At 37.7% G+C, this 16,063-nt stretch carries 13 protein-coding genes; 5 read left to right on the top strand and 8 right to left on the bottom strand.

Features of this window, described 5'->3' with window-relative positions:
- Nucleotides 1–190 precede the first annotated feature (190 nt).
- Nucleotides 191–1,462: a sensor histidine kinase gene (locus tag FCJ93_RS06980; RefSeq protein WP_095306720.1), complete on the top strand. Its 1,272-nt coding sequence runs from the start codon at nucleotides 191–193 to the stop codon at nucleotides 1,460–1,462.
- Complete coding sequence (locus FCJ93_RS06975; protein ID WP_095306661.1) at nucleotides 1,459–2,379, top strand: response regulator; 921 nt, start codon at nucleotides 1,459–1,461, stop codon at nucleotides 2,377–2,379. The genes FCJ93_RS06980 and FCJ93_RS06975 overlap by 4 nt, the downstream gene beginning before the upstream one ends.
- A gap of 55 nt (nucleotides 2,380–2,434) precedes the next feature.
- Here FCJ93_RS06975 and FCJ93_RS06970 read toward each other — a convergent pair whose 3' ends face one another.
- From FCJ93_RS06970 to FCJ93_RS06960, 3 genes are read right to left on the bottom strand one after another with little or no spacing between them, the layout of a single operon-like run.
- On the bottom strand, nucleotides 2,435–3,220 hold the full coding sequence (locus tag FCJ93_RS06970) for a nucleotidyltransferase domain-containing protein (protein WP_137743207.1): 786 nt from the start codon (nucleotides 3,218–3,220) through the stop codon (nucleotides 2,435–2,437).
- A gap of 37 nt (nucleotides 3,221–3,257) precedes the next feature.
- Entirely contained in the window at nucleotides 3,258–4,049 is a 792-nt protein-coding gene (locus tag FCJ93_RS06965) for an SDR family NAD(P)-dependent oxidoreductase (RefSeq protein WP_373315032.1), read from the bottom strand.
- Nucleotides 4,050–4,058: 9 nt separating this feature from the next.
- A complete protein-coding gene (locus FCJ93_RS06960; protein ID WP_095306664.1) occupies nucleotides 4,059–5,021 on the bottom strand; it encodes an MBL fold metallo-hydrolase in 963 nt (320 codons plus the stop codon).
- Nucleotides 5,022–5,564: 543 nt separating this feature from the next.
- On the opposite strand from FCJ93_RS06960, the gene proC reads away from it, so the two are divergent.
- Together proC and namA are read left to right on the top strand one after the other, a co-directional pair.
- A complete protein-coding gene (gene proC / locus FCJ93_RS06955; protein WP_137743205.1) occupies nucleotides 5,565–6,407 on the top strand; it encodes a pyrroline-5-carboxylate reductase in 843 nt (280 codons plus the stop codon).
- A gap of 674 nt (nucleotides 6,408–7,081) precedes the next feature.
- A complete protein-coding gene (gene namA / locus FCJ93_RS06950) occupies nucleotides 7,082–8,098 on the top strand; it encodes an NADPH dehydrogenase NamA (RefSeq protein WP_095306666.1) in 1,017 nt (338 codons plus the stop codon).
- A gap of 419 nt (nucleotides 8,099–8,517) precedes the next feature.
- Here the strand turns inward: namA and rnz are convergent, their stop codons facing one another.
- Nucleotides 8,518–9,444 carry a ribonuclease Z gene (gene rnz, locus FCJ93_RS06945; protein WP_137743204.1) on the bottom strand — a complete coding sequence of 309 codons (927 nt, stop codon included), beginning with the start codon at nucleotides 9,442–9,444 and terminating at the stop codon, nucleotides 8,518–8,520.
- Between the two features lie 400 nt (nucleotides 9,445–9,844).
- Between rnz and zwf the strand changes: the two genes are divergently transcribed.
- Nucleotides 9,845–11,314: a glucose-6-phosphate dehydrogenase gene (zwf, locus tag FCJ93_RS06940; RefSeq protein WP_235879438.1), complete on the top strand. Its 1,470-nt coding sequence runs from the start codon at nucleotides 9,845–9,847 to the stop codon at nucleotides 11,312–11,314.
- Nucleotides 11,315–11,758: 444 nt separating this feature from the next.
- Here zwf and FCJ93_RS06935 read toward each other — a convergent pair whose 3' ends face one another.
- The 4 genes from FCJ93_RS06935 to gndA form a co-directional block, all read right to left on the bottom strand.
- Complete coding sequence (locus tag FCJ93_RS06935; protein ID WP_137743202.1) at nucleotides 11,759–12,676, bottom strand: hypothetical protein; 918 nt, start codon at nucleotides 12,674–12,676, stop codon at nucleotides 11,759–11,761.
- A 136-nt stretch (nucleotides 12,677–12,812) separates the two neighbouring features.
- Nucleotides 12,813–13,373, bottom strand: coding sequence for a signal peptidase I (locus FCJ93_RS06930; RefSeq protein ID WP_095306669.1), 561 nt, complete (start codon nucleotides 13,371–13,373; stop codon nucleotides 12,813–12,815).
- Between the two features lie 163 nt (nucleotides 13,374–13,536).
- On the bottom strand, nucleotides 13,537–14,160 hold the full coding sequence (locus FCJ93_RS06925) for a DedA family protein (RefSeq protein WP_095306670.1): 624 nt from the start codon (nucleotides 14,158–14,160) through the stop codon (nucleotides 13,537–13,539).
- A gap of 414 nt (nucleotides 14,161–14,574) precedes the next feature.
- A complete protein-coding gene (gene gndA, locus FCJ93_RS06920) occupies nucleotides 14,575–15,984 on the bottom strand; it encodes an NADP-dependent phosphogluconate dehydrogenase (RefSeq protein ID WP_095306671.1) in 1,410 nt (469 codons plus the stop codon).
- Nucleotides 15,985–16,063 lie beyond the last annotated feature (79 nt).

The raw sequence follows: 16,063 nt of genomic DNA, 5'->3' as shown, positions 1-16,063 counted from the left end.
ATATAGGCTATTAATAACCTTCATCTTCATCATATTGACGACCTACAGAAATCTACAATATGTTACAGCGCCGGTCGAGATATACATAATTTTGTCATTTTTAATAGAACATTCATTTTTACGATCCTTTACAATGAAAGAGGAAAAGAAACAGCGATATGAGTTTTTACTCGAAGGAAGGATCAATGAAGTGAATAGAAAACTCTTAACTTATTTATTGCTAATTATCCTTGTTCCGATAGCAGGGGAATTCAACTTTTATCCTTTAAAAACGGAAATTAGGATTAGCTTGGGAACTCCTGTCTTTTTCTTTATTCTGCTATGGTCGAACAGGATTAACCCAATAGTCGCCGGGTTTCTTACGGGGCTGTCAGTCGTTATTTTTCGGGTACAACTCGGAACCACTATTATGGTTGACAGTTCAATTGCTTCGCTATGGGGGTTCCATGGACCGGTTTTTTTCTATTACTTTACATATGGACTTTTCTTTTATTTATTAAGACTAAAAAAGTTTCTTCATGCTCCGTTTATCATGGGATTACTTGGGGTCGTTACAGAGGTTTCTGCCAGCATGCTCGAAATCGGGGCTCGAAATTTAATATTTCAACAAGAAATGTCATTCAGTACCTTTATGTGGATTAAAAGCATTGCCATCCTTCGCAGCTTTTTTGTTCTCGGCTTTTTTAATATCATTATATTGCGCAAGACAAAGCAAGGAGAAGCTGAGCTAAGAGCAAAAAATGAACAAATGCTGATTCTTGTTTCTAATTTATACGTTGAAATGATCCAACTGACAAAAACGATTCAAAATGCAGAAAATCTTACAAGAGAATCATATGAGTTATATATCGAATTAAAAAAGGAGAATCATCGATTTGCGACAAACCTTCTCTCTATTTCGGGAAAAACGCACGAAATAAAAAAAGATGATCAACGGATTTTCTCTGGGCTGGCAAAATTAATAGATAAAGGGCCAAATCTTGATTATATGAACATTGAAGAAATTCTCAATGTCATTGTAGCCTCTAATCATAATTACAGCCTGTTCTTAGAAAAAAAGATCCGTTTTCGACTATCTATTAACGGAAGTCATCCACCCTATCGAACCTATGTGATTTTATCAATCATCAACAACCTTGTCGCAAATGCTGTTGAAGCAATTGAAGGTTCAGGAGAAGTTGTCATTTCTGTTAATCTGAATGAAGACTTTTTAATCATTTCAGTATCCGATAATGGTCCGGGAATTGCGAAAAAACATAGAAAATTAATCTTTCAACCTGGATTTACTACAAAATTCGAAGGCAATGGAAAACCATCAAACGGAATTGGTTTAACCTATATAAAAAATGTAATCGAAGAAATAGAGGGGACGATAGAATTGGTCGATCAAGAGAAAGACAGTGGCACAACCTTCGTCATTTCTCTGCCAATCAACAAAATGAAAGGAAGTGATTTTCGATGAGATTTTTCCTTGTTGATGATGACGATTCGATAAGGATGATTTTATCTGACATTATCGAAAATGAACATTTTGGCGAGATTGTCGGCGAAGCAAGAGACGGTTCAGAGATTGATACAGTGCTATTATCAAGAAAAAAAGTGGACATTCTTCTCATAGACCTGCTAATGCCCCATCGTGATGGTCTAGAAACCATCCGGGCTATTACACCTGATTTTACAGGAAAAATTGTGATGCTTTCACAAGTTGAAATTAAAGAATTAATCGGCGAAGCCTACGCTCTCGGGATTGATTATTATATTTTGAAACCGATTAACAAGCTTGAAGTCATTAATGTTTTAAAAAAAGTTAGCGAAAGAATTATTCTCGAAAATTCCATTCACAGATTTCAGGCATCTTTAAGTCAAATTGATTCTCTCCAATCGATAAAAGGTGAAGAACGGCCTGTTGTCAAAGAAAGGTCCATTCGTTTCCAAACAGAATGTCAAAGCATCCTAGCCGAGTTAGGAATTCTTTCCGACGGGGGACATAAAGATATTATTGATATAATGGAAATATTATTTGAAAACGAAGACGATGTGTACTCAACCATTCCTTCTTTAAAATTATTGTTTGAAAAGGTCGTACAGAAGAATGGAAATGGCTGCGAAGATTTACAAAAAGAGGTCAAAGCCTCTGAACAAAGAGTAAGAAGAGCCATTCATCATTCTTTAAATCATATAGCAGCTCTCGGATTGGATGACTACACCAACCCTATTTTCGAGCAATATGCATCGAAGTTTTTCGATTTTTCACAAGTAAGGCTCAAAATGTATGAATTAAAGCTAGGCTACCAAGTAGAAAATCAAGTTCCCCGAATAAACATCAAAAAGTTCATCCAAGCATTGTACTGGGAAGTGGTGAAACAGAGGGAGTCATAAAGCAGAAATACACGAAAAAGCTTGTTGCTGAACAAAAGTAACAAGCTTCTTTCATTTAGCTCCAGACCTCCTTAAGAGTTTTTTTGAAAATATGGTCAAGTTTAGGTGTGCAATCTGGGGAATTGACATTGATTGTTCGTGTATAATCACTTAAACGCAAGATTTCCTCATTTAAAAAATCGACTATGATATCAATCTTTGGTTCAAGAGCAGGTTTTTCCCCGCTCATTTTTCTTTTCAGCAGCATTTTAATCTCTGTTTTTAATTCCCCAGCAGGTATAAGAGACTCCAATAACTGCGGAAATTCCAAAGGCGGAAATTGATTATATTTTTCAATCCATTGAGCAGCCAAAACTGGGCGGAGGACATTAAAATATTTCTTTATATTCACTTCATCCCCCTGCAAATACTTTCGAAAATTGTCGCTCGCCATATTTAAATAATGATGTAAACATGTATTAGGAGAAAAGATTTCTTCACTGAGCTCCTTCATCTGCTCAATGGTCGAAAACGCTTGATAATACACGATTCCAGAATGAAGCCATTCCATCAATGGAGGGTTTGATTTTCTAAATAATCTCAATGCTTTAGTAAGTTCCCAGCCTGTTATATCCAATAAGTTATGAATCGGCAATTCAATCACATCTCGTTTTTTTCCTATCCCCATTTGATCGATCGCTAAATAATCCTCCATTCTATGGACGTAGATAAAGCGAACATCATAGTCGCTATCTTTTGATGGAAAATCCCGCGCCCTACTTCCCGATTCAACCGCATAGAGAATCTTCACATGATAGTCTTCCTCTATTTTCATTAATGATTTTAAAATCCTCTCTTTCAATGACCATACCCCAATTCAAAGCATGGAAATTCCCAAGCTATTTTTTGTCGAATATACTCCCTGTCAGTTTTTCAGCTAGATTAGGAAACAAATTATAAAGAGTGCTTCCCATATTCATCCATCGTGGTAAATTTAATTCACGCTTCGGATTCATCATTAATTTGATTATTTGTTCGGCCACATAATCTGATTTCAGCATCATTCTTTTTACATTCTTCACATAATTCCCAGATTTGTCAGCAATGCTAAAAAAATTCGTTTCAATTGGACCGGGATTAACAGCAGATACAAAAATATTTGTTTTTAACAGTTCCATCCGCAGGCTGTTTGTAAAACCGAGGACAGCATGCTTTGTCGCAGCATAACCGCTCGACTTCGGCGTAGCAAGCTTACCTGCCTGTGAAGCAACATTAATAATATGACCGCGGTTCGCATTTATCATAACAGGCAAAACCTCCATCGTGCAGGCGATTAACCCAAGAACATTCACACGAAACATTTTTTCAATATCTGCAAAATTCGCTTCTTGAAGCGATTCGAAAATGCCAAAGCCAGCGTTATTTAAAAGAATATCGATATGGCCTACTTCCTGAAGAATTTTTTGAAAAACGATTTTGACTTCTTCAACATTACTAACATCTAACTGATAATAGAACGCTCCAACAGTTGTTCTTTCATTCACCTGTTCACATATTTCAGCAAGCTTCTCTGTTGAACGGGCGAGCAAAATAGGTCTAGCTCCCCTTTCCGCCACCATCCTTGCTACTTTTTCACCAATACCTGAAGAAGCACCGGTAATAACGATGTTTTGATTGGTTAATGTCACTATTTCCACACCTCAACTTACTGAATATCGAAATACACCATTTTCACTGCTTTCCCTTATTTCCTTCACGGCCATTAAATAGTCAAACTGTCCAACGGTCTCTGACATTGTGAGTGAAAGCTGGCGTTCATATACTTTTGGAAAAAGGAGCTGACATGCTTCAAAAATGGTCAATGCATTTTTCTCAAGCATCTTCTTAACCTTTTTTGCCCGTTCATGCTGCTGGGTTAAACGGTGATGAATCAATTCATTTTTATGTAAGATGTCTTCACCATGACCTGAATAGACAAGATTCATCGGGATATCCAACAATTTTTTTATAGAAGCATTATATTGAAGAAGCGGCTTCGGTCGGTCACTCTTTCCTGATATTGGTGGTTCTAATATTGGATTAGGGGAAACATGGGCTAACAGGTGGTCACCCCCAATGTAACAGCCATCCTTTTCCCGGTATAAGCCAATATGACTTTGAGCATGACCTGGCGTCTCAATGACCTTCCAATCAGATAATCCTTGCGGTGAATCTCCTTCTGTTAGAAAGCCGGTCAATAAACGGTTGCAGGAATATTTCAATTCCTTCTTTATCGCCCCTGCCAGTCGCCAATAATCCTTTGGAATCCCGAATTCGCGAAACGATTTTATAAAAAACTGGTCATTTTCAGTTAAGAAGCTTTCCGTTGGCTGCAACCATCGATTATTTAATCGATGTCCATATACTGGAAGAGAAGGTGAAAAATAATCGAGTAGACCTGCATGATCAGGGTGATGATGGGTTAGCACAACCTGCTCCACATCTTCTGGTTGCAGATCCAATTCTTTTAACTGTTCGTTCAATGCCTGCCAAGCCTCATCTGTTTTCGGTCCAACATCTACCAATGTTAACAGGTCTCCCTTAATGACATACACATTCACATCTCCAACTGGAAAAGGAGTGGGCAAAATTAATTTGGCAATACCATCTTTCCATTCCGTCATCATTTAATCTCCTTAAACATTATTTTCCCATACTTAATAATTCATTATATAAACGTATACAATCATTAGTTTACCTTCACTTTCAATAACTGTCATTATTTTCACATATTTGATCATGTACAATAGATTCAAATTATAACCAACAATTTTGCACAAAGTAAATGTCGTTGTTCTAACTTGAGGTTGACCATGGTAAATTCGATTCAGCTTATATTATATAAAATTTAATTTTTTTCATAATCATACTTGACAGACAAGCTCTTGATCTTGCATAATCTCTATTAATATTTATACAAAGCAATGACTAAGGACCAGTAAATGGAAAATGATGAAAAGAGAGTGAAGCTCAGCGGCTGAAAGGCTTCACCATCCGCTTACCATTGAACCTACCTCACGAGCTGTTAGCAAATCTAACCGTCTGCCGGCGTTAACGGATATGAGATCATCTGGCTTGTGCTAGATGAACAAAGGTGGTACCACGGAAGCAACCCTTTCGTCCTTTAGAGGATGAAAGGGTTTTTTTATAGATAAGGAGAGGATGACATGAAAAAAATCGCAATGATCGGGGCCGGCTCGATGGCTGAGGCTTTAATTTCCGGCATGGTTGAAAAACAATTTATAAAAGGCGAACAAATTTGGGTGACGAACCGCAGCGACCGAGAAAAGCTAAATCGACTCCATAAACTATACGGGGTAAATCCAACATACAACTTTGAAGAAATGCTTCAAGATGCTAACGTCATTCTTTTAGCGATGAAGCCAAAGGATGTTGCTTTAGCAGTAAAGCAAATAAAACCTTATTTAAATCATGAAACACTTCTCGTCTCCATGCTTGCTGGAGTCTCGATTAAAAGTATTGAAATGCTTACCGAGCTATCGGTTTCAATCGTTAGGGCAATGCCAAATACTTCTGCTGCGATCGGACAATCGGCAACTGCCCTTGCTGCTAATTCCATTGCTACAGAAGAACAAATTAATTTAATCAAAACAATGTTTGATACCGTTGGACTTACCGTTTATGTTGAAGAAAAGCAGCTGGATGCAGTCACTGGACTATCAGGAAGTGGTCCAGCTTACATTTATTATTTAATTGAAGCAATGGAAAAAAGTGCAGTTGAAATCGGACTTAACGGAGAATTGGCACAGAAACTCATTGTGCAAACGTTAATTGGAGCAGCTGGAATGGTTTCGAGAACGACAAAGCCGCCAAAGCAGCTCCGAAGAGAAGTAACGAGTCCTGGTGGTACGACCGAGGCAGGGTTAAAAATTTTAAAAGAACATCAAGTCCAGGAAGCTTTTATTCAATGTATTAAAGAAGCTACCTCTCAATCAAAAAGACTTGGTCTTACATTAGCGGAAGAGCTTGAAAAAGAGAAGCGGACATAAGATAACAAACTTGGCTATCGGACATGCACTGGGAATACCAATCGCTATTCCCTACCCACTTAATACGAAAACAGCTAAAGAGAAAAGGAAGTTAGCAAATGATTGCCTTCCTTTTTGTGTCAAAAAACAGTTTCTAGCCTTATTGATTTCTCAGTATGCGTTTTAAATCTTTTATTTCGCTTTCATGCTTCACAGAACGAGCTGCTAGAGTATCAATCAACAGTTGTTGATCTTCTAATGTAATTTTAAGTTCTGCTTCTGCTCATCGATATGTTTCCCTATCTGCTCAAAATAGGGACCAAGACCATTGATGAGATTATCTTTAATACTTGAAATATCTTTCTTAAGTTCTTGCTGAAATACTTTTTATTCTTGTTGAAACTCTTTGAATTCCTGCTGAAATTCCTTGACTTCTTGCTGACCTTCATTGAGTTCTTTTAATTCATTGAGGATTATTTTTAATGTATCTTCCATTAAAAATCACTCCAAGTTTTTTTATTAATTATAGCACGGTTAAATCAAGAAAAAGGTTTTAATCTATTATTCATTCTTAGCATTTTATCAACGATACTATATGGTTGAACAATGGCCTAAATTTAAAATAAGCATATATTTTTTGAATTTCTCTTTCCATTGTTATACTTTTAACATATCTAACAAAGGAGGTAATCCATTTGCAAGCAAAGTTATTTTCTACTTACTCAATTAAAGATTTGACTTTAAAAAATCGCATCGTCATGGCCCCGATGTGTATGTATTCAAGTGAAAACGAAGATGGAAAAGTCGAGGATTTTCACATTACCCATTATGTCAGCAGAGCAGTTGGGCAAGTTGGACTCATTATTCAAGAAGCAACCGCAGTAACACCTCAGGGACGCATCTCATCAAAGGATCTTGGAATCTGGAGTGATGATCATATTGAGGGATTATCTCGATTAACGAAGCAAATCAAGAGCTATGGGAGCAAAACAGGAATCCAGCTTGCACATGCTGGCCGCAAAGCAACTGTAGAAGGTGAAATTTTGGCGCCGTCCGCAATTCCTTTTGACGAAAACATGAAAACACCGAAGGAAATGACAAGAGAAGATATCCATGATGTAATTGAGGCTTTTAAACAAGGAGCTTTAAGAGCAAAAAAAGCAGGCTTTGATGTGGTTGAAATCCATGCTGCCCATGGATACTTAATAAACGAATTTTTATCCCCTCTTTCCAACAAACGAACCGATCCATATGGCGGATCCGCCGAAAATCGCTACCGTTTTTTACGGGAAGTTATTGAAGCGGTGAAAGAAGTTTGGAATGGACCACTATTTGTTAGAGTATCAGCGTCTGATTATCATCCAGATGGAATGACACCGGAGGATTATGTCACACTTTCAAGGTGGATGAAAGAACAAGGAGTCGACCTGATCGATGTCAGCTCTGGAGCGGTTGTACCTGCAAGAATTCATGCATATCCAGGTTATCAAGTTCCTTTTGCAGAAGCCATTAAACATGGAGCAGACATCCCGACAGGCGCAGTCGGTTTAATTACAACCGGAATTCAAGCTGAGGAAATTTTGCAAAATAATCGCGCAGATCTCATTTTCCTAGCACGTGAACTTTTACGTGACCCTTATTTCCCTAAAACCGCGGCAAAAGAATTAGGAACGGCAATCGAACCTCCTAAACAATATGATCGTGGATGGTAGGGCGTTCATTTATCCAGTAAGCATATCAATTCAAATGTAATTGATATGCTTTTTCATATCGAAAGCCAAAAGACTCGGTTGCTCAGCGTATCATATTCGCATTTTGCGGCAGGAGCGAACTGATTTTTGCATCCCGCATGTACTTTATCTTCTCCCCTCTTTTGGTGAAAAAACTTATCATTAAAGATGTTATTGTGAAATCCATTTTTGATGGTTTACCAGTTTACCAAAGCTGGACTTTTTTATAAATTTATGTCCCTAGCAAGTTTTTTTTAATCGAGAAAACTGTCTAGCCTTAAAGCCTAAGACGGTTTTCTCGTTTCTTTTTTATGATGCACCAGCATACTGCATGTTTTAATGTTTTGATAACCACTGGTATTCAGATTATGAGCGACATCAACATGGCTCACTTAAACCTATTATTTCACCGACGGAATCTCAATTTCTTTAAAATCATGTGCCATTTCAGTCATTGCGAAAATTTTTTTCGCTTCAGCTTCAAGCATTTTCCAATCTTCGCGATCATATCTCGAGCTAATATGGGTTAAACATAATTTCTTAGCATTGGCCGCTTTTGCGATCTGTGCCGCTTGCGTTGTAGTCGAATGAAAATATTCATGGGCCAATCCTTCTTCACCAGATGCAAACGTCGCCTCATGAATAAGCAAGTCAGCACCTTCTGCTAATTCCTTTGCTGCCCCACAAAACCTCGTGTCTCCTAATATGGTCACCACTCTCCCCTTTATATCAGGTCCTGTAAACTTTTTTCCATCCACAACGTTCCCATCTTTAAGGGTTACGCGCTCCCCATTTTTGATCTTTTTATAGACTGGACCTGGCTCAATCCCAGCTTCTTTCAGTTTGTCGACTAATAAAACCCCCGGCCGATCCTTTTCTACAACTCGATAGCCATAAGAAGCAATTCCGTGCTCCAGCAAACGTGCCTCGACAAGAAACTGTTCGTCTTCAAACACGATTCCCTCGCTAACTTCAACAAAATGAAGGGGATACTTTAAGTAGGTTTGACTGACAGAAAGATTTGTTTCCACAAAGTTTTGAATTCCCTTCGGTCCATAGACCGTCACGTCCAATTCGCCCCCTTGAAAGGAGCGACTTGCCAAAAAGCCAGGAAGGCCGTAAATGTGATCACCGTGTAAATGGGTTATAAAAATTTTTTCCACCCTTCGTGGCTTTAAAGTTGTATGTAAAATTTGATGCTGCGTTGCTTCACCACAATCGAACAGCCAAACAGAGCCTCGTTCTTCAAGTAATTTCAAAGCAATTGACGTAACATTGCGCAGCTTTGCCGGAACTCCAGCTCCCGTCCCTAGAAATAAAACTTCCACAATAAAACTCCTTTCTTCCATTCCAGTACATCTTTATTTATATTTAATCTCAAGTATTGCTGGTTTGAACATGATACAGAACTGCACGAAAGTACAGAAATGCAAGCAATTTATCCAGTAAACCTATAAGAACATTTACCAAACCATAATTCTTACTTACTATACCATATGTGCCATTTATGTTCATTTTGGATAGTTCCATCATAAATGACAAAAAATAGCGAAGAAATATGCTAAAATATTTGCGAATTGCTTCTGAACACTATAAAATTCATATTTGAGTCAAATTCGTAGAACTTCTTTCAAGTAAAGTCTAAACTAGAAGATATATGATTCATACATAAAGTGAGAAAAGAGGTCTAGTATCTTGAACCAGAATGATAATCAAACAGCACTCATCATGATATTTGGAGCAACTGGTGATTTAGCAAAACGCAAGCTATTCCCCTCTCTATATAAATTGTTTGAAAAAGATAAGCTCTCTAAAAACTTTGCCGTTATCGGCGTAGCGAGACGCCCTTTAACAAATGATGAATTTCAGCAGTCGATCAAGGAATCTGTTAAAACAGCGATTGAAAAAGAAGATCGAATTGATGAATTTGCATCCCATTTTTACTATCATTCCCACGATGTCACTGATTCCGCTTCCTATGCGGCATTAAAAAATATGGCATCTGATCTCGATAACCATTATCAGTTAAATGGAAATCGCATCTTTTACTTGGCCATGGCTCCCGAGTTTTTTGGATCGATCGCCCTGCACTTAAAGTCAGATGGACTTACAGACGTGCGCGGCTTTAAACGTCTTGTGATTGAAAAACCATTTGGCCATAATTTAGAATCTGCCAAAGAACTTAATGATCAAATTAGAACGGCATTTTCTGAGGATGAGATTTATCGTATTGACCATTACCTGGGCAAAGAAATGGTGCAAAACATCGAAGTCATTCGTTTTGCAAATGCCATTTTCGAACCATTATGGAACAGTCGCTTCATCTCCAATATCCAAGTGACCTCAAGTGAAATTCTTGGTGTTGAAGAAAGAGGCAGATACTACGAAAATAGCGGCGCCTTGAGAGATATGGTACAAAACCATCTGCTCCAGATGGTGGCCTTACTTGCGATGGAACCGCCAATTCGCTTAAATACAGAAGAGATTCGCTCAGAAAAGGTGAAGGTATTAAGAGCACTGCGTCCTATCGAAGGTGAAGAAGTAAATAAATACTTCGTGAGAGGCCAATATGATGAAGGGACCATTAATGGAAAAACAGTGCCAAGCTACCGCCAAGAACCAATGGTTGCGGAAAATTCCAACACAGAAACATTTGTTGCTGGAAAACTGTTAATTGATAATTTCCGTTGGGCAGGTGTTCCATTTTATATCCGAACTGGAAAAAGAATGGCTGCGAAATCCACCAAAATTGTCATCCAATTTAAGGATGTTCCGATGAATCTTTATTATCAGACAGAGCAACCATTAAATCCAAATTTACTCGTAATCCATATCCAGCCTGAGGAAGGTGTAACCATTCATCTCAACGCTAAAAAGGCTGGTACAGGAATGGAAGCGACACCGATTAAGCTAAATTATGCCAATAAAGGGATTGATGGAATCAACACACCTGAAGCGTATGAAAAGTTATTATACGATTGCATGCGTGGCGATGCTACCAACTTCACCCATTGGGATGAGGTAGCCCTTTCATGGAGCTTTACCGACAAAATTTCAGACATTTGGGAAAACCATGTTGATGAAAGCTTTCCTAATTACAAATCAGGCACAATGGGACCTAAATGCTCTGATGAACTCCTAGAGAAAGACGGCTACTTCTGGTGGCCCGTTACCAATTTAGAAGTGAACGACAAGTAAGAAAACATTCCTTATAAGAACAAAAAACAACGATTGTTACCAATCGTTGTTTTTTCACGATGCGATAATTTTTAAATGTTTCGACGGATGCACTTCGAAATCTTTCATCATAATAAATCTTGTTTAACTCACAACTTCGTAACTTTTTGACTTTGTTAAACAATATTGTTAATAAAACTCATTTCGTGTTAATGCTAAAAGCTTCTCAAAATTTCATGAAAAAAAAGAAGAAAATGTGCAAAAAATCACCACAGATTTTTAACAAAGCCTCCTTTTTTAAAATCCCACTTCTCATCGCATTCAAAATAGGCTTTTTTTACTCATAATAAAGAACATGGGGATTACAGATTAATCCCCTGATTTACGTCTATAAAGATCCTCAGTTACTTTCCCCACATAAAAACAGCCATGACTTTAACTACATTAACATTTGCATGAGGCAAGCTATTTATCTGATTTTTCAGTAAACCAATTGTACAATTCTTTTGATTGGATTGTCAGAAATGTGTTATTTGCCCTTTTTAAAGTAATCGTTCCATCTGTTGACGTATCGACACTATCGACCCTCCATACTTGACTTTCACTTGCATAATACTCTTTTTCTGTATACAATCGATACCAGGTTGTACTCCCTTCAACGCTTTCGACAATTTTGAAGTTGCCTACTTTCTCTTCAAATTCACCACTTCCAGCTCCGATGGTTACTTGGATAATTTTAAAACCTTGGTCATCCTTATAAAAATTAACTTCTTTATTCGAAGTTGTTCTTGTACTGCCGTTCGGTGTTGCTTTAAAGGTGATTGCACCAGTATAATATGGAGGTCCCGCTGGTTCCTCTATCGGATCAACTTGAGTCGCCACAACTTCCAATTTTATATTTCCGGTCGCTCCTTGGAAATCAATATCATGATCACTGTGTGGCCAATCGACTAATACTCTGTATTTCTCAATATCATTTTCAGGGCGAAATGTCGTTAAGTAATCCACATCAACCCAATTATTATCAATATATCTTTGGAGACTCAGCTTAACGGGGGAATTTTCCGCAAAAAGGGCACCGCTTCGTTCTAAGTGAACTCTGTATTCGACCGGTAAAGTTGTATTATTTTTATTAATTTGGAATTTATACGCCTCTAATGTAGGCATTCCAGGATATAAATCCTCACCTAAAGCAAACTGACCATCACCAATAGTCTGGCCTTGACCATTGACAGCCTCAACATCAAACTTAGCTGCAACGGCGACATTATTGTCACTTGTAAAGCTTTTACTAAAATAAGCGATTGTTCCAATTGTTGCAATTGTTAATAATAGAACACCTATTAAACTAAACCATAGCTTATGTTTTTTTAAAAAGTTCATCCTTTTTTCTCCTATCCAACATATTTTAAAGAACGAAAACAAACTTAATAACGAACTATTTTCTAAAAAAAATATCTTCCAATTGTGCTATTTTTTCTTAACCCTCATTACTCCTTAATTGATCACCTCCTAAAAATTATTTTTGTGTAAGCTGCTCTTCTTTCCGAACAGCCAGTATTTTTTTGATGATCTTTGCGCTTAAGACAAAAGAGATGGTGAGCGTTAAAAGGATAAGACCGAGCGGACCTTTTAAAGAGCTTAACAGCAAACCGAGTTTCGGAATCTTGAAAGCGACCGCACCAGCTATTTGTTCAAGTGAAACAAGGTCTTGGTCAACCAAATTATTAGCATCCCCTTTTGTTTGAAAAAGACTTGTCCCATTATTGTCCACAATACCGACAATGCGATGTGTAACAAAAGTTCCATTATGATTCCGATAAGTAACGACATCATTTACCTTTGGCGTCTCAGTACTGTAAGGATGGATAATAATTAAGTCCCCTTCGGATAATTTGGGATCCATGCTCCCAGTTAAAACCGTTAACAAATGGAACCCTAAAATCGATGGTAATCCATCAGAATTTCTACTTACTTGAATAACGTTATAAAGAGATATGAGCATAATAACAACAAATCCAAGCAGCACTAAATTCCCTGTTGCCTTAAAAATTCTTTTAATCTTTACTCCCCCTTTCATGTCACCTTAATAAAATATAAATCGTTCTTTAATAAGAACGATTTATATAAAGTATAATTCAGTTCTAAGCATTAGACAAGACTATTTTGTTCGAAATAGTGAAAAAAATGTTTAATTAAACGTTTAGAAATTTGTAATCTTATACAAGTAATTGACTGTACAACTATGCTTCTCCTTCATGAATATTAGAAGATTTTCTAAACCGATTACGCCATTTTAAAAGAAAAAAAAGAACTATCACACAACACAATATGATTAAGATGAGCTTCAAAAAATGTTCTATCCAAGTAAAAACAAACTGCCATTGATTACCGAACACATAACCGATACCGATAAACATCGATACCCACAGGGCAGTTCCTGTATAGGCATATAAAGCAAAGGTTCGATATGGAATTTGAATAATGCCCGCAAAATAGCTGTTGAACTGTCGGATACCGGGTAAGAAGAAACCAAATAGAAGCATTTTGTTCCCATATTTCTCATAAGCAATTTTTGTTTTCTCCAAATATTTTGGTTTTAAAAACAACCATTTACCGTATTTATCAATCAATGGCATCCCCAATTTTTCTCCGAACCAGTAGGTGGTCGTTATTCCTATCACAGATCCGGAATACGCTGCAGCTAGAGCTGGTAGAAGGTCGAGAACATTTTTATAGGATAAATATCCAGTATATGCGAGGGTCGAGTTTCCAGGAGGTATCGGAAGAGCAATTAATTCCATAGGTAAACCGATTAACAACACTAAATAACCATATTGAGCAAACAAACGTTCAATCATTTCCATAAACTCTCCTCATTTCTCCCACTTTATTTATTGGTTTCATGAAATATCCAGTTCTATACCATTATTGTTCGTTAAGGATTAAACTTTATACAAAAATGGTAGCGGAAGATTTTGTCCGTTTAGAAGCAAAATTCGGCCTCTCTTTCAAACAATGAGGCGTTTCGATTTGACCAAATCGACCAATTTTTTTCAAGCATAAGCCTTGTTTAAAAAAAGTGAAACACTCTAAAACTGGACAGCAGGGTTCTTAAAATTTCAGTGAATCTTTGAATCAAGCCGCTTGCCCATCCTTCCAAAACATAGCAGATATTCACCAGCTAATCCCATGAAAAAAGCAAGTGGAGAAAAACCATTCGTTTTTCTCCACTTGCTTAGTTAAGAGGACCTTTTCCAAAACCTTAAAAGGTTTTTCTATTAATCCAACCATTCCGTATGGAAAATCCCTTCCTTGTCAACGCGTTGATAAGTGTGAGCACCGAAATAGTCGCGTTGTGCTTGAAGTAAATTTGCCGGTAATGTTTCCGTTCTATAGCTATCATAATACGATAGTGCTGCAGAGAAGCAAGGAACCGGAATTCCATTTTGAACGGCAACGGCGATAATATCACGTAATGCGGACTGATAATTTTCAACGATCTCCTTAAAATATGGGTCTAGAAGAAGGTTCTTTAAAGCGCCATCTCTGTCGTAAGCATCCTTAATTTTTTGCAAGAATTGAGCGCGGATAATACAGCCGCCACGGAAAATCATGGCAATGTCTCCATATTGTAAATCCCAGTTATATTCTTCAGAGGCTGCTCTCATTTGAGCAAATCCTTGCGCATAGGAACAAATTTTACTCATATAAAGTGCCTTGCGGACAGACTCGATAAAGCTTGCACGGTCACCTGAGAAAGGCTTTACTTCAGGACCATTTAACACCTTGCTTGCAGCTACGCGCTCATCCTTCATCGCTGAAATGAAACGGGCAAAAACCGACTCTGTAATAATCGGCAGAGGTACACCTAAATCGAGAGCACTTTGACTTGTCCATTTACCAGTTCCCTTTTGACCTGCTGTATCAAGGATGACATCGACCATCGGCTTACCTGTCTCCTCATCCTTTTTCTTGAAAATATCTGCTGTAATTTCAATTAAGTAACTATCAAGCTCACCATTATTCCAATCAGCAAATACTTCATGCAACTCATCCGCAGACAAACCTAGTACATGTTTTAATAAAAAGTAGGACTCGGAAATTAGCTGCATATCCCCATATTCGATTCCATTATGAACCATTTTTACATAGTGACCTGCTCCATCTGGACCAATATATGTGGTACAAGGCTCACCATTTACTTTCGCAGAGATATCTTTAAAAATAGGAGCGACTAATTCATAAGCTTCCTTTTGACCTCCTGGCATGATCGATGGCCCTTTTAAAGCACCTTCTTCTCCCCCTGAGACACCTGTACCAATGAAATGAATGCCAAGCTCACTTAATTCCTTGTTACGTCTTTGGGTATCAACGAAGAAAGTATTTCCCCCATCGATTAAAATATCGCCTTTTTCCAAATGAGGCTTTAACTGTTCAATGGTCGCGTCTGTAGGCGCACCTGCTTTTACCATTAACATGATTTTACGTGGCTTTTCGAGCGACTGGACAAACTCTTCGATTGTATATGTACCGACAAAATTCCGGCCTTCCACTTCTTTTAACATTTCATCCGTTTTTTCTCGTGAACGATTGTAAACAGAAACTGAATAGCCCCTGCTTTCAATATTCATCGCCAGGTTTTTTCCCATTACGGCAAGTCCAATTACACCAAATTGTTGTTTTGTCATCTGTGTTACTTCCCTTCTAACCTTTAAATACGATTGAATATATCGTGAATCCACTTTACTTTAGCAAGAATTACGCAAA

The sequence above is a fragment of the Robertmurraya siralis genome (genome assembly GCF_005502275.1).
Lineage (GTDB): Bacteria > Bacillota > Bacilli > Bacillales > Cytobacillaceae > Robertmurraya > Robertmurraya siralis.
The sequence above is the reverse complement of the archived record's forward strand: the minus strand, read 5'-3'. Positions and strand labels throughout refer to the sequence as shown.

What these genes read in the sequence shown, in the direction of transcription:
- FCJ93_RS06975 (WP_095306661.1), top strand. Translation starts at nt 1,459, where the DNA reads ATGAGATTTTTCCTTGTTGATGATGACGATTCGATAAGGATGATTTTA.
- FCJ93_RS06960 (WP_095306664.1), bottom strand. Translation starts at nt 5,021, where the DNA reads ATGACGGAATGGAAAGATGGTATTGCCAAATTAATTTTGCCCACTCCT.
- proC (WP_137743205.1), top strand. Translation starts at nt 5,565, where the DNA reads ATGAAAAAAATCGCAATGATCGGGGCCGGCTCGATGGCTGAGGCTTTA.
- zwf (WP_235879438.1), top strand. Translation starts at nt 9,845, where the DNA reads ATGATATTTGGAGCAACTGGTGATTTAGCAAAACGCAAGCTATTCCCC.
- FCJ93_RS06935 (WP_137743202.1), bottom strand. Translation starts at nt 12,676, where the DNA reads ATGAACTTTTTAAAAAAACATAAGCTATGGTTTAGTTTAATAGGTGTT.
- FCJ93_RS06930 (WP_095306669.1), bottom strand. Translation starts at nt 13,373, where the DNA reads ATGAAAGGGGGAGTAAAGATTAAAAGAATTTTTAAGGCAACAGGGAAT.
- FCJ93_RS06925 (WP_095306670.1), bottom strand. Translation starts at nt 14,160, where the DNA reads ATGGAAATGATTGAACGTTTGTTTGCTCAATATGGTTATTTAGTGTTG.
- gndA (WP_095306671.1), bottom strand. Translation starts at nt 15,984, where the DNA reads ATGACAAAACAACAATTTGGTGTAATTGGACTTGCCGTAATGGGAAAA.